Annotated in this window: 17 protein-coding genes; 12 read left to right on the plus strand and 5 right to left on the minus strand. The window is 43.7% G+C overall.

All coding sequences use genetic code 11. The annotated features are described in order from the left end of the window. Window positions 1-23 precede the first annotated feature (23 nt). Complete coding sequence (locus vsple_RS14855; RefSeq protein ID WP_261883668.1) at window positions 24-1298, plus strand: DEAD/DEAH box helicase; 1275 nt, start codon at window positions 24-26, stop codon at window positions 1296-1298. A gap of 247 nt (window positions 1299-1545) precedes the next feature. Here the strand turns inward: vsple_RS14855 and vsple_RS14860 are convergent, their stop codons facing one another. Beyond that, complete coding sequence (locus vsple_RS14860; RefSeq protein WP_261884035.1) at window positions 1546-2292, minus strand: TetR/AcrR family transcriptional regulator; 747 nt, start codon at window positions 2290-2292, stop codon at window positions 1546-1548. Between the two features lie 174 nt (window positions 2293-2466). On the opposite strand from vsple_RS14860, the gene vsple_RS14865 reads away from it, so the two are divergent. Genes vsple_RS14865 through vsple_RS14875 form a run of 3 tightly spaced genes read left to right on the plus strand, consistent with a single transcriptional unit; the run spans window position 2467 to window position 7666 of the window. Then, window positions 2467-3555 carry an efflux RND transporter periplasmic adaptor subunit gene (locus tag vsple_RS14865; protein ID WP_261883669.1) on the plus strand — a complete coding sequence of 363 codons (1089 nt, stop codon included), beginning with the start codon at window positions 2467-2469 and terminating at the stop codon, window positions 3553-3555. Further along, window positions 3555-4610 carry an efflux RND transporter periplasmic adaptor subunit gene (locus vsple_RS14870; protein ID WP_261883670.1) on the plus strand — a complete coding sequence of 352 codons (1056 nt, stop codon included), beginning with the start codon at window positions 3555-3557 and terminating at the stop codon, window positions 4608-4610. The genes vsple_RS14865 and vsple_RS14870 overlap by 1 nt, the downstream gene beginning before the upstream one ends. Next, complete coding sequence (locus tag vsple_RS14875) at window positions 4607-7666, plus strand: efflux RND transporter permease subunit (RefSeq protein ID WP_261883671.1); 3060 nt, start codon at window positions 4607-4609, stop codon at window positions 7664-7666. Before vsple_RS14870 ends, vsple_RS14875 begins: the two co-directional genes overlap by 4 nt. Before the next feature lie 121 nt (window positions 7667-7787). Here the strand turns inward: vsple_RS14875 and vsple_RS14880 are convergent, their stop codons facing one another. Both vsple_RS14880 and vsple_RS14885 read right to left on the minus strand, forming a co-directional pair. After that, entirely contained in the window at window positions 7788-8525 is a 738-nt protein-coding gene (locus vsple_RS14880) for an EAL domain-containing protein (RefSeq protein WP_261883672.1), read from the minus strand. Between the two features lie 533 nt (window positions 8526-9058). Further along, window positions 9059-9694, minus strand: a complete 636-nt coding sequence (locus tag vsple_RS14885; RefSeq protein WP_261883673.1) for a hypothetical protein — start codon at window positions 9692-9694, stop codon at window positions 9059-9061. A gap of 196 nt (window positions 9695-9890) precedes the next feature. Here vsple_RS14885 and vsple_RS14890 point away from each other — a divergent pair, with 196 nt between their 5' ends. The 3 genes from vsple_RS14890 (at window position 9891) to vsple_RS14900 (ending at window position 11390) form a co-directional block, all read left to right on the plus strand. Next, a complete protein-coding gene (locus vsple_RS14890; RefSeq protein WP_261883674.1) occupies window positions 9891-10136 on the plus strand; it encodes a DUF2164 domain-containing protein in 246 nt (81 codons plus the stop codon). A 148-nt stretch (window positions 10137-10284) separates the two neighbouring features. Continuing rightward, window positions 10285-10824 carry a cytochrome b gene (locus tag vsple_RS14895; protein WP_261883675.1) on the plus strand — a complete coding sequence of 180 codons (540 nt, stop codon included), beginning with the start codon at window positions 10285-10287 and terminating at the stop codon, window positions 10822-10824. Then, window positions 10821-11390 carry a YceI family protein gene (locus vsple_RS14900; RefSeq protein WP_261883676.1) on the plus strand — a complete coding sequence of 190 codons (570 nt, stop codon included), beginning with the start codon at window positions 10821-10823 and terminating at the stop codon, window positions 11388-11390. Before vsple_RS14895 ends, vsple_RS14900 begins: the two co-directional genes overlap by 4 nt. Window positions 11391-11588: 198 nt before the next feature. Here vsple_RS14900 and focA read toward each other — a convergent pair whose 3' ends face one another. Continuing rightward, window positions 11589-13040 (minus strand): formate transporter FocA, encoded by a 1452-nt coding sequence (focA, locus tag vsple_RS14905; protein WP_261883677.1) that lies wholly within the window; start codon window positions 13038-13040, stop codon window positions 11589-11591. Between the two features lie 259 nt (window positions 13041-13299). On the opposite strand from focA, the gene vsple_RS14910 reads away from it, so the two are divergent. Both vsple_RS14910 and vsple_RS14915 read left to right on the plus strand, forming a co-directional pair. Further along, complete coding sequence (locus tag vsple_RS14910) at window positions 13300-14205, plus strand: LysR substrate-binding domain-containing protein (RefSeq protein ID WP_255231867.1); 906 nt, start codon at window positions 13300-13302, stop codon at window positions 14203-14205. A gap of 204 nt (window positions 14206-14409) precedes the next feature. Continuing rightward, window positions 14410-14904 carry a DUF1097 domain-containing protein gene (locus tag vsple_RS14915; protein ID WP_261883678.1) on the plus strand — a complete coding sequence of 165 codons (495 nt, stop codon included), beginning with the start codon at window positions 14410-14412 and terminating at the stop codon, window positions 14902-14904. A gap of 212 nt (window positions 14905-15116) precedes the next feature. On the opposite strand, the gene vsple_RS14920 is transcribed toward vsple_RS14915, so the two are convergent. Then, window positions 15117-16757, minus strand: a complete 1641-nt coding sequence (locus tag vsple_RS14920) for an ATP-dependent endonuclease (protein ID WP_255231865.1) — start codon at window positions 16755-16757, stop codon at window positions 15117-15119. Between the two features lie 236 nt (window positions 16758-16993). On the opposite strand from vsple_RS14920, the gene vsple_RS14925 reads away from it, so the two are divergent. The 3 genes from vsple_RS14925 to vsple_RS14935 all read left to right on the plus strand — a co-directional run bounded on the left by vsple_RS14925 (window position 16994) and on the right by vsple_RS14935 (window position 20719). Next, the gene (locus tag vsple_RS14925) at window positions 16994-18739 is read left to right on the plus strand and encodes a bifunctional metallophosphatase/5'-nucleotidase (protein WP_261883679.1); all 1746 of its coding nucleotides are present in this window, start codon (window positions 16994-16996) and stop codon (window positions 18737-18739) included. 479 nt (window positions 18740-19218) lie between these two features. Next, window positions 19219-20220: a TerC/Alx family metal homeostasis membrane protein gene (locus vsple_RS14930; RefSeq protein WP_261883680.1), complete on the plus strand. Its 1002-nt coding sequence runs from the start codon at window positions 19219-19221 to the stop codon at window positions 20218-20220. A gap of 310 nt (window positions 20221-20530) precedes the next feature. After that, the gene (locus tag vsple_RS14935) at window positions 20531-20719 is read left to right on the plus strand and encodes a hypothetical protein (RefSeq protein WP_032552577.1); all 189 of its coding nucleotides are present in this window, start codon (window positions 20531-20533) and stop codon (window positions 20717-20719) included. Window positions 20720-20846 lie beyond the last annotated feature (127 nt).

Genomic DNA, 20846 nt, shown 5'->3' on the forward strand with positions numbered 1-20846 from the left:
ATTTCCACTTTGAGCACCATTTTATGTCTGATACAAACCAAACTTTTGAACAATTGGGTCTTTCGGATCAGTTGCTGTCTACATTACAGACGCTAAATTTTACAACCCCGACAAGCGTGCAAGAGCAGGCGATCCCACTCGTGTTAGAAGGTAAAGACGTACTGGCTGGTGCTCAAACGGGTACGGGTAAAACCGCGGCATTTGGTTTACCAATCATTCAACGTTTGTTGGCTAGCCAAGACAATGTGATTCCAAATCCGAAACTGGTGAGAGCTTTGGTATTAGTACCAACGCGCGAACTCGCACAGCAAGTCTTCGATAACATAACCAGCTATGCAGAAGGCACGGGGCTTAAAATTGTGGTGGCTTATGGCGGCACTAGTATGAAAGTTCAAACCGACAATCTAAAAGCGGGCGCGGATATTCTAATTGCTACGCCAGGGCGTTTGATTGACCATATGTTCACTAAGAACATCATGCTTAGCCAAACAGAAGTTCTTGTGCTTGATGAAGCAGATCGCATGCTTGATATGGGCTTCATGCCAGACATCAAACGCATCTTGAAACGTATGAATGATGTTCGTCAAACACTGTTCTTCTCTGCGACTTTTGATAACAAAATCAAATCTATTGCGCATCGTATGATGGAGTCTCCAAGTGAGATTCAAGTAACGCCAACCAATAGTACCGCTGACACCGTAAAGCAGATGGTCTACCCGGTGGATAAAAAGCGCAAAAGCGAACTATTGGCTTACTTGATCGGCTCCAAAAACTGGCAGCAGGTGTTGGTCTTTACTAAGACCAAACAAGGTACTGATGCGTTGGTGAAAGAGTTGAAGTTAGATGGCATCAAAGCCGCTTCAATCAATGGTGACAAAAGCCAAGGTGCTCGTCAAAAGGCGCTGGATGACTTTAAGTCAGGCAAAGTACGAGCTTTGATTGCAACCGATGTTGCGGCGCGTGGTATCGACATCCAACAATTGGAACAGGTAGTTAACTACGATATGCCTTACAAAGCTGAAGACTATGTTCATCGCATTGGCCGGACTGGTCGTGCTGGCAATACCGGCCTGGCTGTTTCTTTAATGAGTAGAGATGAAGAGTACTTACTTGAAGCGATTGAGCGTTTGCTTGATAAGCGTCTACCACAAGAGTGGCTGCAGGGCTTTGAGCCTAGCTTGATTGAAGAGGTTGAGCCAGAGCGAACAGGTCGTCGTGGTAAGAGCCGTTCATCTGAAAAACGTAAGATGAAGGCGAAGCTCAAGATCCACCAAAACCGTGGTAAAGCTCGCCGTTAATCGTTAACTAAAATAAGTTAAAAAACAGGCGCCTTGGGTTGTTTCCCACGGCGCCTTTTTATACCAATTACAGTAAGTAAGTGATCAAAAATAGCGCAGGAAAAAGGCTTGAGAACAAGGCAGTTTTTCTGCAACAGAGAGTTTCGATAAGTAGTTATTCTACAATCAAAAATTCTAACGCAGTTATCGAGCATTTTAACAAGCTAGGGTGAGCAATTATTTACTACGATTGGTATTATTATTCGATTTATTTTGCGCTTCTTATTTCGCCATTGCTGCACTTCCATACACAAGGCACATCATAGATCAGCTCTTCAAGGCTGGTCGGATTAAGAATCCACTCTTCGTCAACGTTGTAGGTGTTGATCATCTGTTTGTTGAACATCTGCCAATGGTTCATAAGCGCTTCATTTGGTGTCGCAACCATACCACGTTCATTCCATGTACTTTCCATAAGCGGAGTTAGGCACACGGCAGCGTTAGCATAGATGATCATTTGCCATTTAATTTCATAAATCTTGATTGGGTGTTCTGGGTGTGCAGCATTGTATTCATCAGCAAGCATGTTGATCTCTTGCTCGACGTCACCGACGTTATCGATGAAGTAGTCAACTAGGTTGTCCTCTTGTCGCACCGAGTCTGAAATCAGCTGTATTGGTCTGCGAGCGTGAATCATATTGGTAAACAGCCGCATAGAAAACAGATACAGGGTGATCTTTGGTGCGACATCTTTTGGCAGCTCTTGCATGATTTTGGCTATATAAGCTTGGAAATACACATGCAAGCAGTCACTAATAGCGTGCCAAATTTTCTCTTTGCTACCAAAGTGATGACGGATCAAACTGTGGGAAACACCGGCTTTTTCACTGATGTTCCGCAATGAAACACGATCGTAGCCTTGGTCACAGAACAACTCCGCCGCGATGCTCATGATCTGAAAACGTGTTTCTTCAGCATCTTTGGCACTTCTACGGCCTTGCTTTTTTTCCGTCATCGTCATTTTTTCTGTCATTGTCATATCGCAAATTAGGATGATGTTCTAATTCTACACTGTTTTTGTTGAAATAAAAAATACTGCACAGGTGGAAAGTAAAGCTTGTGAAATCCTTCCATTTAAATATACTGCACACCTGTGTAGTAAATCATAATAATTAAATGGAGCCGCTTAATGCAGTCCAAGTCACCTTTAAGAGCCAATTCGGTACAAGCGTTAGGAGCTATTGTCACAGCCATGCTTCTCTCTAGCGTCTTGACTGGATGTAACAAAGTACAATCAGAAGAAAATGAACTGGTTATCAAGCCAGTGAAGTTATTGGAGATCCCGAAACAGACCAATATTGAGTTGGATAGCTACATCGCAAAAGTGGATGCAACCGACCGCGCAGCACTCTCTTTTCAAGTGGGTGGCCAGATCGAAAACTTCGCGGTTCGTATGGGGCAAAATGTCAAAAAGGGCGAGACACTGGTTGTTTTAGACTCGACAGATTTCCGCATTGCACTCGATGCAGCGCAGGCAAAGTACGACCTTGCGAATAGTCAGTACCAGCAAGCTTCAGAACTTTATGCTAAGAAGTTGGTGAGTACCGATTACTATGACCAAGCAGTAAATAACTATACCGCTGCTGGCGTGGAACTTGAGCAAGCGAAAACCAACCTAGGTTATACAACATTAGTGGCGCCTTTTGATGGGGTCGTGTCGATGGTTTTTGGCAAGCAGCATCAAGTGATCGCCGAGAAACAGCCTGTTCTCAACATTTTGAACCAAGGTGCTATGGACGTTACCTTCTCGGTCCCTGTCGCCAAACTAGAAGATCGTAGCATTAGCGATTTTGTTCAATCCAACATGTGGGTCGTGATGGACAGTCATCGCGGTATTCGCATTCCGACACGTTTCAAAGAGATCTCGACTCAACCGGATGAAGATACCAACAGCTACCAAGCGGTTGTTTCAATTCAAAAGCCAGCTGAGTTGAATTTACTTTCTGGTATGACTGCTCAGGTCGAAGTTCAAAAATCTAGCGATGAAAAGGGTATCGGTATCGTCGACTCTGCTTGGGTAAGCAAAGATGAAACCCAAGGAGAGCTGTGGCGTTACAACCCTGTATCTCAAATGATTTCGAAAGTGACGGTTGCATTGAATGAACATGGTCGCGTTGTTGGCGGTTTGTTGGGCGGCGACTTGATTGTCGAAGCGGGCGTAGATGCATTGGTTGATGGACAGCAAGTGAAAGCTTGGACGCGAGAGGGCGGAATTTAATGAAATTCAATAAATTGGCGGTCGTTGTTGCTTCAACGTTAGTGCTCGCCGCGTGTAACAACGAAACCGCACACAGAGAGCAGCCAACGCTAACGGTATCGACTTTTGAAGTGAAAGCACCTCTTAAAGAGCAATTCCGCAATTTCAACGGCCAAGTGATGGCTGCAGAATTGACTCCATTGGCATTTCGCATCGCCGGTGAGATTGACCAAGTGCTCGTAGAAGCGGGCGACGTGGTCAAGAAAGGACAGCTTTTAGCAACAATTGATGGTGACACTTACCGCCAAGATGTAGTAGACGCTCAGTCTCAATATGATCTTGCTAACAAGCAGTTAGCGCGTGGTAAAGAGATGTTTGCAAGCAAGATGCTTTCAAAGTCTGAATTCGACCAACTGACAGCGAACTTTAGGCTTGCATCTGCCAATTTAGCGTCGGCTAAACAAGCGCTGGGATATACCGAGTTGCACGCACCGTTCACCGGGACTGTTTCTACCGTCGATAAAAAGCAATTTGAAAATACCACACCGGGTGAAACACTTTTGAGCCTGTACCAAAACGATAAGGTGTATGTGCGAATCCAAGTATCAGACTCCATTTTGGCTGCGATTAGCCCAGATATGCGCTCTAACAGTTACCGCCCGAATGCGACTTTTGGCGGTATTGATGGCGCTTACCCTCTGACTTATTTAGAGCACACGAGTGAATTACACCCTCAATCGAGAACATACGAGTTTTGGATGTCGATGCCACAGCTAGACACTCCAGTTATGCCAGGTACTAGCGTTACCGTAAACGTTGATATGGCAAAAGCGGGTTTGAGCGACGTGCAAGGTTATCAATTGCCTATGACCACTCTACAAGCAGGCTCGGCAGACAATGAGTTTTATGTATGGAAACTCGAAGATGGCCAAGCCTATAAAAACCTAGTTGAGATTGAAAAAATCAGCGGTCAAGGTGCGCTTATCGCACATGGTGTAGAGAAGGGTGATCAACTGATCAACTCAAACTTACGCAAACTACGTGATGGAATGAAATTGTCAGGAAAAGAAGAATGAACATCGCAGAATATTCAATAAAAAATAAAGTTATTAGCTGGCTGTTTCTGGTTATTTTGGCGATTGGTGGTGTGAGCTCTTTTAGCAACCTTTCACGTTTAGAAGACCCAGCATTTACGATCAAAGATGCGATGATCGTCTCTACCTATCCGGGCGCAAGTTCTATGGAGGTAGAAGAGGAGCTGACTTACCCGCTAGAGAAAGAGATTCGACAACTTCCTTATATCGATAAGATTACGTCTACCTCGTCAGACGGAATGTCGCAGATCATGGTCAGTATGAAGATGGATTACGGCCCTGATGAGCTCCCTCAGATCTGGGATGAAATGCGTCGTAAGATCAACGATCTACAGCCAACACTTCCAAGTGGCGTGCAGTCTGTTCAGATCATTGATGACTTCGGTGATGTATTTGGTGTAATGCTAATGCTAACGGGTGATGGCTACGATTATGTTGAGCTAAAACAGTATGCCGATTATCTGACTCGTGAGCTAGAGCTTGTTGACGGTGTCGGTAAAGTCAGCATTGCTGGTGATCAGCAGGAACAACTTTTTGTTGAGATGTCTCTGGAGCGTTTAGCCGCTCTAAACTTGGACATGTCGACCGTCACTTCTCTGCTTGCTCAACAGAACAGTGTGGTCTCTTCTGGTGAGGTGATGCTCAATGGACAAAGCCTTGCGATTAAACCAAATGGAACGCTAAGCACAGTTGAAGAGCTAGAAAACCTGATCATCCACGGTCGAGATACGGGCAATCTTATCCGTCTAAAAGATGTATCGACGGTAACACGAGGCATCGCGGAAAAGCCGGGTAATGTACTGACGTACAACGGTAAGCCAGCTATCAACATCGGGATTGCGTTCTCTTCTGGCGTGAACGTGGTGGAAATTGGTCAAGCACTCGATGCAAAGCTCGAACGTCTTGAATCGATCAAGCCTGCAGGTATTGAGCTCAACTATTTCTATAACCAAGCACAAGAGGTTGATAAATCTGTATCAGATTTCATCATTAGTTTGGTCGAAGCGGTCGCGATTGTTATTGTCGTTCTCTTGTTTGCAATGGGATTGCGTAGCGGTGTGATCATCGGCTTAGTTCTGCTGCTTACGGTGTTTGGTACCTTCATTTTGATGGACTACAACGAAGTAGAGCTTCACAGGATATCTTTGGGTGCATTGATCATTGCACTGGGTATGCTGGTGGATAATGCCATTGTTGTGGTTGAAGGTATCTTGGTTGGACTTAAGAAGGGTAAAACTAAGCTACAAGCCGCGAAAGACATTGTGACTCAAACGCAATGGCCGTTACTAGGCGCCACCATTATCGCGATTACAGCGTTTGCTCCTATTGGTCTATCAAAAGATGCAACCGGTGAGTTCATGGGTTCGCTGTTCTGGGTATTGTGTTTCTCACTTTTCCTAAGCTGGATCACGGCTCTAACACTGACACCGTTCCTAGCCGATTTAATGCTCAAGGAAGAAGACAAAACGGGTACAGACGAAGATCCATACAAAGGTATTTTGTTTGTCGTATTTGGCGCGATGCTTAAGTTTGCACTGAGATTCCGTTGGTTAACCGTTGCGAGCATGGTCGGTCTGTTGGCTGTATCGGTTGTGGGCTTCGGTATGGTGAAACAGCAGTTTTTTCCTGCGTCAAACACGCCAATGTTTTACGTTGATATGTGGATGCCAGAAGGCACGGATATCCGCGAAACAATTAAACAAACAGAGAAAGTAGAGAGCTACATTCGCAAGCTGGACAATGTTGATTTTGTGACGACAACAGCGGGTCAAGGCATGCAGCGTTTTGCCCTGACTTACCAACCAGAAAAGAGCTATGAAGCTTACGCTCAACTGCAAGTAAGAACAACGGATCGTGACACCATGTTCGCGACACTTGAAAAGCTTGATGAAAAACTGGCGATTGAGTTTGAACAGCCAACGTTCCAGTTTAAGTTGATTGAATTTGGTCCATCACCTGCGTCTAAAATCGAGGCGCGTGTTATCGGTCCAGATCCAGATGTACTGCGCACTATTGCGACTGACGTAGAAAACATCTTGCTTGCCGATCCTGGTGCTCGCAACGTACGCCACGACTGGCGCGAACGTACTAAAGAGTTGGTGCCTCTATTTAATGAGTCTAAGGCGCGTCGTTTAGGTATCTCGAAGGCGGATCTGTCTCATACTCTGCAAATGGCGTTTGGTGGATACAACATCGGACTGTTGCGTGATGGTACCCACATGCTGCCTATCGTTGCCCGTTTGCCTGAAGAAGAGCGTTTTGATTTTGAATCATTAAATAACGTCAAGATCTGGAGCCCATCACTACAGACATACATCCCAGTTGAGCAAGTGATTGATGGTGTAGAGCTACAATGGTCGGAGCCTCTGATTCAACGTAAGAACCGTAAACGCACGTTAACCGTATTGGCTGACCATGATGTATTAGGCGATGAAACACCAGCAAGTCTATTTGCTCGAGTACAACCGAAAATCGAAGCACTACCACTTCCTTCTGGTTACAGCATTGAGTGGGGAGGTGAATATGAATCTTCTAAGGATGCACAAGAGTCGCTCTTTGGCTCATTGCCAATGGGTTATCTGCTGATGTTCATCATTACAATGCTTCTGTTTAACTCGGTGCGTAAGCCTTTGGTTATTTGGTTCACGGTGCCACTGTCTATCATCGGTGTATCAATTGGTCTGCTGAGTACCAACATGCCATTTAGCTTCACGGCATTTTTGGGCCTACTCAGTTTGAGTGGCATGATCTTGAAAAATGGGATTGTACTCCTAGATCAAATTAACAGTGAACTAGAGACAGGAAAAGACCCATACCTAGCGGTTGTGGACAGTGCAATCAGTCGTGTACGACCTGTATCAATGGCGGCATTGACCACGATCCTAGGCATGATTCCATTAGTCTTTGATGCTTTCTTTGGCTCGATGGCGATTACCATCATGGCGGGCTTAGGCTTTGCTACGGTACTGACTCTTATTGTTGTACCTGTGATGTTTGCCATCTTATTTCGAATCAAACCGTCCACTGCGGGATATTAAGGATTGATATAAACGATTCGTTTTAGCCAAGCCCAGCCTCAAATAGGTTGGGCTTTTTTTGATCTTAATAAACTTGATGAGCAACAGATGTGATGAAGGTTAATTAGATACGTTTTTGAACTCAGATTGCGACTTGAACATCTAATTCAATGGGAGCTGGCATTGCAAGAAAGTAACCCTGATACATATCGAACCCCATTGTTTTCATTAGTTCTAGCTGTTTATGGGTTTCGATACCTTCGATTACAGTCTGAGCATTGATCGATTTAGCCAGTGCAAGAACATCATGTATCGGTTTTGCGTTTCCTTGCTCAAACTCCAGCATTAATGAACGATCAACTTTTATTATGTGAGGGGTGATATGACGAACTCTTCCCTCATTTGAAGCTTGAGTACCGTAGTCATCAACAGCGACTTTAAAACCATTTTCTGCCAGTGAAGCGGCCGCATCTTTTAGTCTCTCTTCGCTATCGGCGGTCAGTTCGACCAATTCCATAACAATCTGTTCTGGCGATAGGTTAAGTTCGACCAAGCGTTTAACCAGCAAGCTATCACTGACATTAGAGTTGGCAAACAGTTCGCCAACATTAGGCAGAACATTAAGGAAGAGTTGAAGGTGGCGAGAGGTTGACTGAGCAAAGTTTCGGACGTGGATTACGCGGCTCAAACGCTCGACATTGATTTTGTCATCGATGGATGTTTCGTCAGAGTGTAAGTAATGATCAGGCCTAATAGCTTGCTCGTTTTCGTCGGTGATTCGAACTAAGGCTTCAACACCAATGGGTTCCATTTCTGCGTTAAAGATGGATTGATAAACGCTTCTTAAAGTTAGGTTTTTGTACTTAGCAATAAATTGCATCCGATCATCAACAGAGATGCACTTAACGAATTGACTACGGTCAGATAAAATCATACTTAATTAAAGATAGTCCATTTAAGGGATGATAAATTCCTTGTTTCACAATACTGGACATGAGTAGGTAGATTGTCAATTAATAAAAGAACTATTAACACGTTATAAATATAAATTATTACTTTATAAATTGTTGAAAAGTATATTTTTTTCGTTGGGGGGGTTGGATTGTGTGATTTATGGTGTAATCGCTATCTAACTAATGTGTTTTGTATCGCAGTGCTAGAGTTACGTTTCGCGTATTTCAACCGTATATCGTGATAATAATCAAAATATAGGTTTGATTTTGGCTCAACATCAAATTTATAGAAACTGAATGAAGTAGCTCATATCTAAAAGTGAGTTACCATAGAAATTAAATGTGAAATAAATCAATGATATATTTAATAAATAAAAACTAAACAACCAGTGTTTTTCTTTTGAGCGGCGTATTTCATTGCTTAACGAATAGAGGTGAGAATTTAATCCTGAAGCTTAAATTAAACCCACTGTATAACTGCGTAAAGTTGGATGTACTTGCGCACCAGTTGTTGACTATTTGAGCGTTTTAGCGGGTGTCCAAATTTGATGAAGCAAGGGGCTATGCCGAAGTTTGTGTTCAAGTCTGAGGCAAATTGCGAATCACTTTCTTGTAAGGTAATACCTTGTTGACTGTATTCGGTAATTTCATCGGGTAGATCACCCATCCACCAATGCAGCAGTTCGCGACTGTGTTTGCTACGACTTATCCAATGATCCGAAACAATAATAAGTAAGTCATTTGGCTGGATGGCGTAGCCATATTCGCCAAGCCAGTGATAAACATCGACCAGAAGTTTCTTTCGACAGGTTTTGCCTGCGCTCACCATATGATGGCTGATAACCCATACCGTACCTATTTCAGACGAGATGCGGAAATGTCGCGCTGTTTCATTAAGTGGCAGCATATCAAGCGGATGAATCATACTCTCGTGATCAAAACTAATCAGTGTATGTTGCATACGTCGTGAAAATGCTTTGCCGAGGTGATGCTCACTGATTCCTTGATTATGAACGGTAGGGTAGTGATGTTCGCACAACTTCAAGCAATCTTCTTGAAAAAGGTTGATGCTCTGTATCACGAGATCTAATAACAATGACTGTCCTTATACATGGCTACAATGTTGGTATTTGAATAGTAAGGTAATGACTGTGTAATTTGCCAACAACAATGGTTCAGTTCTTGATCGCATTATCAAAATTAAGCTATCTGTCGATTTTTATGTTGTAAGCGCGCTAATGGCGTTTACCATTTATGAATTAGTAATAGTTAGAGAGACTTATGAGGGAGCGATGACCATAGAGTTAGACAATGGACAAAAGGCGAGAATGACAGAATCATTGCAACGCTATTTGCAAGATGAGCTTGATGTCGAGATAGGCCAATTTGATGCAGATTTTCTTGTTGATTTTATCAGTAAAAAGTTCGGTGCGGTCTACTACAACAAGGGAATTGAGGATGCGCAAAAGGTGATGGAACGTAAGATGCTTGATATCGGCGATGAACTGTACGAGATCGAGCAGGTCGTTGAGTTATAGGTAAATTCATCTTATTCAAATTATTCGAACAACTTGTTTGAGTTTTAGTGATGTCATTTATGTAAAGCTAAGTAAATAATATGTTGCAACAATACAGAGTAATGTACGCTCTTCAAACTATACCAACTGCAACCATTTGGAATGAAACATGAGCAATAATGTAAAGAACTATAATCCAATAGCTAGACTGTTGCACTGGGCATCAGCCTTGGCCATTGTTGGTTTATTCGGGGTTGGCCTATGGATGGTTGACCTCTCTTACTACAGTGAGTGGTATAAGACGGCCCCAGACTGGCACCGATCTATCGGTATTATTTTGGCTGCCGTGACTCTTTTCCGACTCTTCTGGAAAACAGTGACTGCGTCACCAAGCGTTGAGGGCAAGAGCTACGAAGTGATTGCAGCGAAGGCGGCTCACGGCTTTATGTATCTAAATCTGTTGGCTTTATTCGTGTCTGGCTATTTGATTTCGACATCAGACGGTCGTGGCATAGATGTTTTCAACTGGTTCACGGTTCCAAGTATGGGAGAGCTATTTGCAAATCAATCCGACTTGGCAGGAACTGTACACTACTATGCAGCTTGGGTACTGATTGTACTAGCATCAGTTCACGCATTGGCTGCGATTAAACACCACATTATCGACAAAGACGATACGCTACGAAAAATGATAGGAGCATCAAAATGAAAAAATCAATTATCGCTACAGGACTAGCCTTTGCTATGGCAATGCCTTTCGCTGCGAACGCTGCTGATTACGTGATTGATACAAAAGGCGCACACGCGTCTGTTAACTTCAAAGTGAGCCACCTTGGTTACAGCTTTATTAAAGGACGTTTCAACACATTTTCTGGTGATTTCTCATTTGATGAAAGCAACGTAGAAGCGTCTAAAGTGAACGTTGTGGTTGATACTACAAGCCTTGACTCAAACCACGCTGAGCGTGACAAGCACATCCGTAGCGGTGACTTTATCGATGCAGGTAAATTCTCTGAAGCGACATTCAACAGCACAAAAGTGGTTGATAACGGCGATGGTAAACTGGCTATAATGGGTGACCTAACGCTACACGGTGTGACTAAACCAATCACGATCGATGCTGAGTTCATCGGTGCTGGCCAAGACCCATGGGGTGGTGAGCGTGCAGGTTTCATCGGTACAACTCGTCTAGAGCTTGCTGACTTTGATATTAAAGTCATGGGCGCTTCTAGCTACGTTGACATGGAACTTCACGTAGAAGGCATCAAGAAGTAAGTCGAATAGACTAACCTTTGTCTCATACATACAGAAAGGCGCAAAGCAGATGCTTTGCGCCTTTTTCGTTATTAAGCCATGAGTCTTTGAGATTGGTTGTGATTGTGTCTTGAATGACATTATCCAAATTGAATCACTATTACCAAGATATCTTATTTAGCCACACGTTGTTATCACGTGTTCGGGTTACTCTTAGAATTACGCTGTCTCAAGTCCAGCTTCTTTTACCACGTTTAAGCGGTCGCCATAGATAGGGCGAAGTGCTTGCATCACTTCAGTACGAGTTAGAACACCTACCATTGCGCCATTTTCAAGAACTGGAAGCATGTGTGGTTGACTCACTTTCATCGCTTTCGCGCGCTCTTCTAATGAAAGTGTTGTAAAGCGAGTTGCAATGCCCATGCTAGATGTTGGATACAACTGCTCTTTGTCGATGCATAGGAACTCAGCCACATCAACAAGTTTGTCGTTTGCATCAATCGCGACAACATCACGGCTCATCAAATCGACAACCTTCTGACCCGCTGTTGGAATGTAATCTTGGCACCAAAGGTCGACCATCACGTCGTGAATTGAGAACACACCCACTAAGCGACCTTCTAAATCACACACTGGTGCACTGACTTGTTGTGCATCTAACAGAGTGTCGATAGCAACCGCAGTCGGCATTTCAACAGATAGAGTGGTTGGGTTCGTGTTCATAATGGTTTTGATGATTGTATTGGTGTTCATAGTTTGTTCCTTAACTGACGTAATTTGAGTTGTTTGTGTTATTGCTGTTATTTTTGCCGCTTTTAGTTGCGGTCTGCGGTAGATACTCCAATTCGCTAAGCCAACGAGTACAGAGCCACCTACTATATTTCCAAGTGTCACTGGCAGTAGGTTTGCCGTGACGAACTGCATGACGTTGAGATCGGCGTACGCGGTAGGTGTCATTCCGATTTGTGTCCAAAAACTCTGTGGTGCAAAGTTTTGAATCACAATACCCAGTGGCACCATGAACATGTTTGCCACGCAGTGCTCAAAGCCTGTGCTGACGAACATGGCAACGGGTAGCACAGTCATCATTGCTTTTGTCATTGCATTGGCAGAGCTGAAGGTCAACCAAATTGCTAAACAAACTAGCAGGTTACAAAGCACACCTAAAGCAAATGCTTGAATCGGACTGTGATGGAGTTTGTGTTGTGCAATGTTTAATGCGTTGAGCCCCCATTGACCACTGTCTAACTGGTAGAGGCCAGCCGCACTCACAAGAGCGAGTAGAAACATCGCGCCAATAAAGTTGCCCACATATACTTTTCCCCAAATCGACAGCATCTTGCCAAAGGTGATCTGTTTGTTTGCCCAAGAGATGCTAGATAGCACCGAACTAGTAAACAACTCACCGCCACAGATGACGATTAAGATAAGCCCCATACTGAAGGCGAGTCCACCAGCTAAGCGGCTCAAACCCCATCCAGCGTCGGCACTGCCGGTCGTGACTGTGATGTAAAACAGGAAAGCGAGCCCGATAAATGCACCAGCCATAATCGCAAGACTCAGAGTCATACTGCTGGTTTTACTCGCTTTACTGAGTGCAAATTTTTCTGCTTCGGCCATCATTTCTGTCGGCGAAAACAGTTGGTGATTATCAGAAGTGCTGGTCGCCATACCCCCTCCTTGAACAATCCGTCATATGTGATTCCTAGTGTTAATACCTAAGTGAATGGTGAATGTTGCAGCCATCAAATCATTGCTGCCCATTCAGATTACGAGTGCTGGGGGTAGAGGTAAAATTGATAATATTTAAAAACCACATCAGAAATATTGATATAGGAAAATGACAGGGTACAATGAAACCGATTGCTCACAGGCTTTATAAAAAAAGAGCGTCGGAATAGAGATAATTACAAGAAATTAAGGAAGAAATTTGCGTTATTCATTAAAGCAACTTGCCGTCTTTGACGCCGTTGCAGATTCCGGAAGTGTAAGCCAAGCGGCGGATAAGCTTGCACTGACTCAGTCGGCTACCAGTATGTCACTCGCTCAACTTGAAAAGATGTTAGGCAGGCCCTTGTTTGAACGGCAGGGGAAGCAGATGGCGTTAACCCATTGGGGTATGTGGTTGAGACCTAAAGCAAAACGCCTTCTTCAAGATGCGCAACAGATAGAAATGGGTTTCTACGAGCAGCATCTTCTCAGTGGCGAGCTGCGTCTTGGTGCGAGTCAAACCCCAGCTGAACACCTGGTTCCTGATCTCATCAGTATTATTGATAACGACTTTCCGGAAATGCGCATTTCACTTGGTGTGCAAAGCACACAGTCGGTTATTGAAGGCGTTCTCGATTATCAATATGACTTAGGAGTTATTGAAGGTCGCTGTGATGACAATCGGATTCACCAAGAAGTGTGGTGTACAGACCATCTCACCGTTGTTGCCTCGGCACATCACCCATTTGCTAAGCGTGAAAGAGTGAGTTTGGCTCAACTTGAGCAAGCGAAATGGGTGCTTCGTGAGCATGGTTCAGGTACTCGCAAAGTTTTTGATAGCTCTATTCATCATTTAATTGCCGATCTGGACGTTTGGCGAGAGTACGAACACGTACCTGTACTGAGAAGTTTAGTGGCAAATGGCCCTTACCTAACTTGTTTGCCTTACCTGGATGTTGAGCGCTTTATCGAATCAGGCCAGTTAGTCACTTTAAATGTACCTGAATTGGAGATGGAGAGAACACTCTCATTTATTTGGCGTGCAGATATGGCCGAAAACCCGTTAGCTGAGTGTATTAAGCGTGAAGGAAAGCGGATGATGAAGAGTCGTCCTTCCATTCTATAATCGTTAATCCACCATTTTCTTGATACCGATATCTGTTGAATAAGCGATATCGGTCTCTATATTGTGATAATTCATAACCCTCATACATTATTATTGTGATCTAGATCTCCAGATTCCGCTGCGACTTACCATACTATGCCTACTTGATTTCAAGTGAGGCTGAACATCGTGGTGCTGCATGGGCACTATGCGTTCAGAAATAGTATGAGTACATTAGTCGCGATTTCGTTAACAACCGGTATTTTGTCAGGTCTTTGGGGCTGGATTGCTATCTCTTTTGGTTTGCTCTCATGGGCGGGCTTTTTGGGGTGCACCAGTTATTTCGCATCACCTACCGATGGTGTGAAAGGGCTGCTTAGCAGCTTACTCACTAACATGACAGGTGTCTTTTGGGCAATGGTAATCATTCATGGCTCTACCTTTGCTGGATTAGAGATCCTAGGCTACTTAATCACTGCTATTGTTGCTTTCTTTATGTGTATTCAAGCAAAGCAAACCTGGTTAGCTTACATTCCAGGGACCTTCATTGGTTCTTGTGCAACGTTTGCCGCTGCTGGTGATTGGCAACTTGTGGTGCCTTCACTACTGCTAGGTGGTGTGTTTGGTTACTTGATGAAGACCAGTGGCGTATGGCTTCACGAAAAATCATCTCAATCTTCTCAAAAGACAGAACAACATGCCAACCGTGTTGAAGCATAAGTTATTGAAATAGATAATTTTAAATTTCAATAATGTGGCAGATTGGATATGTCCCTGTGAAAGATAACCCCCAATTAATTTGTATAGATTTTTTATACAGGCACACCATCTTCGGTGTGCCTTTTTTCTTTCAAAGGCGTAGGATGCGCAGTTTCTATTATCCATTTTGTCTGGCAATGATGAGTCAAAAGCAGAGCATCATAACCAAGCAACTAGGTATTGCCGTTTGCCATCGTTATGACACGTTTAAGAGTCCAACGAAGCAGTAAAGGGATGCATTCAAGACCACGCTTCTCACAGTGTGAGACAATTGCGAGCGCCAAATCGGGTTTAGCGTGCTTCTTCAATACACGAGCAACGACCTTTTTGGGTGGAATAGGGTGATCAGATGGGATCTTCACCATATCTCTAAAGAAATCCTCAAAACCATTCATATAAAGGTAATGTTCGATATCTTTTTCTGGTAGCTCTGTGAGACGATGCCGTGGTTGGTCGTTATCGAGTTTAGCGAGCACTGTTGCAGCGTACTTTTTGCCGGCTGCATCGCCATCAGTCACAACATGCCAATCGATACCAAACTCTTTGGCCACTTTAATCAGTGCTTTCAGTCCAGATTGGGCGAACTCTATGATCTGTACACCTTCTGCAGCCAAATTGTAACCGCATTGATTCGCCAGCTCATTGAACAGCCATACTTCCGTTTCTCCTTCTACTAATAGCCAGCATCGAGCGAATAAGGCCCCTGAGCGGTGAAAACGAATATGAAAACCGATACGACGTAATTCATCTTTACTAAAGTGGGAGATGTTTAGCTGGTTAGCGATGGTTTTGTCTGACTGACGAACCAAACGACGAATAGAGTGCAACGGCACGAATGCCAACAACTCACCACTATTGGTGGTTAAAATTTTCTGCATCGGCAGTTTTTGCAACAAGCTCCAGGCTCTTGCAAGATGTGTGGGGTGTAAGCGACCTTCAGGATCTTCTAGGATCAAAAGTGGCCGAGCACAACGCCTTAGATCATTCGGCCCTTTGGCATGCAGATAAGCATTGAGTAGGCCCATAAATAGCAGACGTGTCTGATTGTTACTGGTCTGTTCAACGAGTTCATGAATGCTCTTCTCTTGAATGCTCGTTGAATACATCAATCCATCGCGTGGTTTACGCGGGTTTTTACGTGACACGCTCTTAAATGAGAAATAGTGCTCAATTAGGCTCTGCATCGAGTCTAAACTACTACGCATCTCGCCTTTGTTAACATGCCCCGGTATTGCCATAAGTCGACGACAGGTGTTATCGATACGCTTTTCAATCCGAGTTTGATGGCCGTTGCCATTCCCATTGCCATTAAATGGACGATCAAAATGACGTGCATCTCGAAGGCGGATAACGGGGTGGAGAGTCATTAATTCTTGAGCAAGTTTCTCAGAATGGTGCAGTTTAAGTGGATTACCATCTATATCGAGAAACGCGTAGTGGGTTGTCGTTTCGTACTGTTCAAGTGTTGCACTGATTCTGTAATAGATTCGATGATGACCATACTCATCTTGAACCCATACTGGTTTGAGTTTTCGATAACGCCCTGCATTCAGTTCTGACCTGTCGTTCGCCTTGAGCGAAAGCACAATCTGAAGATGTTGCGACTGTGGGTGTGAGACGGAATAGTCTACGTGAAAGTCCGTCATCTCGAATTGATAAGGCACACCATCGGCGGGAAGGACAACGGACAAAGCATCAAGCAGTGAGGACTTACCCCAAGTATTCTCACCGATTAACGTTGTGAGTTCATCGAATGCCAATGACATTCGTTTGATACCTCTGAATCCAGAAATCTCGATTCGTTCTAACTGCATAGGCTCACTCCTAACAAAAGATCTGCTAATACTTTGAAAGCAAACAGATATCTATAATCATAATCGATATTTTTGTGTTAGGTGTGTTTTACGGTCACAAAACAGAATCTAAAGTTTAACCAACCGAATGTGATTGCTTGACCAATCACGTCTATTTTTTTGCAGTGCTGTTTCATAAAATTCACGATTCTGTCATGATTCCCAACTTAGTATGAAGGGAAGAAGAGAGAGAACATATGACTAAAAAGAATAAGCCAGCGAAACTGGTACTGGCGCATATTAATGACACCCACTCATACTTTGAACCAACGTCATTACAACTATCATTAAAAGTGAATGAGCAAATCATAGAGCCTTATGTCAGTGCTGGTGGTTTTGCTCGAATAGCAACTCGATTCAAGCAGCTCAAAGAAGATGCCACTCGACAAGGTAAAGATACGCTGTTTTTGCACGCCGGCGACTGCTTCCAAGGGACGTTGTACTTTTCTCTGTTTAAGGGAAAAGCCAATGCTGACTTATTGAATGCCTTAAACATCGATGCGATGACGCTCGGTAATCACGAACTCGATATGGGCAATGAACCTGTCGCAGAGTTCGCCAAGCGCATCGAGTTTCCACTACTGGCGGGTAACTGGAATTTGTCGAATGAGGATATCAATAAAACTCATACCTTAGCGGACAATAGCCAAGTTAAAGCTTTCCTCCCTGAAACTCAGAGTGCTAACTACATCACCAAAGAATTTGATGGCGAGCCTGTCGCAATCTTTGGCCTTAGTATCGATCAGATGGATCTGATCGCAAATCCCGATGTTGACACTCCGTTTGAGAACGCCGTTTCGACTGCAAGAGCAACCATCGCTCAAATTCAAAAAGAGGGTATCAATAAAATCATTTTACTCAGCCATTTAGGTTACGAAGGTGATTTAGACTTGGCACGTCAGGTTGAGGGTATTGGGCTGATTGTGGGTGGCCATAGTCATAGGTTACAGGGTGACTTCTCCGACGTCGGGCTGGTTAAAGATGATGAATATGGGGTGAAAGTCAACGATACTTATGTCGTTCAAGCTGGATTCCATTCCATGTCTTTGGGGCACTGTGAGATTGAATTTGACGAAACTGGCAAAGTGGTCAATTTCAATGGTCGAAATGAACTGCTTCTTGGTCGTCGTCTGTTTATCGATGCAAAACTCAGTGAAGTCGGTCAGGATGATGCTCATGACGTTGCTTGTGAATACCTCAATAATCATCCACTTATATCCGTATGTAAAAAAGACCAAGATATTCAGTACATTTTAACCGACAAATACCTGCCGCGAGTGCGTCAGTTGCAGCAACAAATTATCGCTACAGCAACGGATAAACTACGACATGTTCGAGTGCCCGATGAAGAAGGGCCAAGTGAGCTAGCACCACTTGTGGCTCAGTCGTTCCATTATGCGATGAATCAACGAGGTTTGAATGTGGATTTTGCGATTCATAATGCTGGTGGTGTTCGTAACTCTTTAAATGCTGGTGATGTATCGGTGGCGGATATTGCCGGAAAGCTACTGCCATTTGCCGTACCGATCGGCACATATCAAATTAATGGCGAGACGATTGCCGCTATCTTAGAGGGTGCAATCAACAATGCGCTCGATAACGGTGTGGTCGGTACAGGCTCTGGTAGTTTTCCTTATACCTATAATCTAAGATTTTGTTACCACGCTGAAGCACCGATCGGGCACCGAATCCATCATCTCGAAATCTATCGCAATGGTGACTGGAATGCTGTCGAGCGCCACAAAGTGTATCGTGGCTCGTCATCAGCCTATACCATGAAAGGCAAAGAAGGGTATGACGCTGTACTCAATATGAAGGGAGAAGGCTCAGTGACGACTTTATCTATGGCCGATTGTTTCATTGAGTTTTTGGAGGCTAATCCAGAGGCGTTAAACAGTCGTTACGTGCAGAACTGTTTGGTCTGTTACAAAAAAGCACATTAATACTTTATTGGTATCTTTTTTGCTTGATGTTTCGCAGTTGCTCTATTTGGCAGGAGACGAAACATGTGGAAGAAAGATTGGTTGGATGCGGTAGCGGTCGTAGGTTGGGTGTCGGTTTGGTCGGCGCTGGTTTACTTCGTCCCAATTTCTGGGCTATAGCAAAAACTTTGGGGTAAATGATACCCTAAAGTGAATGACGACATAAACAGAAAGGGGCTTGCGCCTCTTTTTGTTCTTCTGATGCAAATTTATATAGACGAAACACAAATTCAGGAATATTATCCACGCGTTTGGGGAGTAGTTAGCGCAAGTTTACGTATCGTCATTTCGTTAGGCCAAGTGTCTATCCGGTGCGTAAAGGTGAAATCCCATATTTCACTTCAACGAGACCAACGCAATCACAATCAAGTACCATTTTGGCCCTTGATCTGTTTCGTTTGCGGAAGGTCTTTGAACAGTTTCTTCCGCCCGGAGGAATAATGAACTCAACTCAATCTCTTTTATCAAATCAACAAGACGCGTTATCGACATCACCTGATGTGATGACCTACGTGGGCTTTTTCGTCTTGACGTTAGTCTTAGTTTCTATCGATATCTATCAAACTCGTGGTGGTAATGTCACCATCAAAAAAGCGACGGTATGGAGCATATTTTGGTTTCTGCTTGCGTTTCTGTTTGCTGGTTCAATCTACCTATTTTGGGAATTTTACGCGCCTCATAGCCATTACACGGCAGAGAAAGCAACCGTCTCGTTTATCACTGGCTACTTGTTAGAGAAATCACTTAGCGTTGATAATCTGTTTGTGTTCGCGATGATCTTTGGTCAGTACCAAGTTCCTGAGCATTTACGCCCTAGAGCCTTGTTATGGGGAGTGATTGGTGCTCTCGTACTTCGCGCGGTGATGATCGCATTGGGGGCTCAGCTGTTAGCGCAATACCACTGGGTGCTTTATGTGTTCGCAGCATTCCTCATTGCGACGGGGGTGAAATTGGCTCTCGACAAAGGTGAAGAGGAGGGCGTAAATACGTTACCTGAGAAGCTGCTGCGTAAAGTGATGCCAGTGACAGAGGAATATCATGGCGCTTCTCTAATAGTGAAACATGGCGTCAAATGGATGATCACTCCAATGATGTTGGTGATTGGTGCGATTGCGGTCATGGATGTCATGTTCGCACTGGATTCTATTCCAGCAATTTTTGCAGTGACACAAGAACCGTTCCTTGTGTTGGCCGCTAACGTATTTGCGTTGTTAGGTCTTCGCTCTCTGTACTTTGTACTACAAGGCATGATGGATAAGTTCATTTATCTCAAACCAGCGCTGGCGTTCATCATGGTATTTATCGGTATCAAGATGTTGCTCGTGGAAAGTGAATATGCGATTCCGACTTACTGGTCGCTGGGTGTTCTGATCACCACCATGACGGTCGCGGTCATAGCATCGATTTATGGAAATAAGTCAGACATAGAGCAGACAAATTAAAGTCAAAATAACTTATCTAAAGTTTGCTTTTTTCTAAGAGGCTAAGAGAACATTGAATTTATCTATGTAAATTTTATGTGATCTTAGCCTCTTTGTTTAGAGTCTAATTTGTACTAAATTCAAGTTTTAAGCGTAATTTTGAATTAAAATTCAATTTGTATGAGTGTGTATTCTATACGATTGTTAATGGGTTGTTTTATAAGAAAATCTAATCCGACAGTCTAGTTTTTGTCATTTTTTAACCGGCAAATAATCGCCTATTATTCACATCAACAAGACGAAACACCTAAAAGTTTATAGAGAGGCAATCATGGCTCAAGCAATGCAGATGAATACTATCGCTGTTCCAAACTCTATGGATAAAAAGACCTACGCGGTTAACTTCAAAGGATTGATTGCACACATCATCGACATTCTGTTCGTTGATAACACTCCTCGTAGCTACTACGCAAGCGACCTTTCTGGTCACATGCAAAAAGATATCGGTATCTACCGTTAATCTTGCGAGACAAGAATAATTTAAAGCCAGCTCATGTAGCTGGCTTTTTTGTATCGCAAAGGAAATCACTACGGAAAGAGATATAAATGCGCTAGTATAGCGCGCTCTATTTTATTATTGAGTCTCT

The organism is Vibrio pelagius, from assembly GCF_024347575.1.
GTDB lineage: Bacteria > Pseudomonadota > Gammaproteobacteria > Enterobacterales > Vibrionaceae > Vibrio > Vibrio pelagius.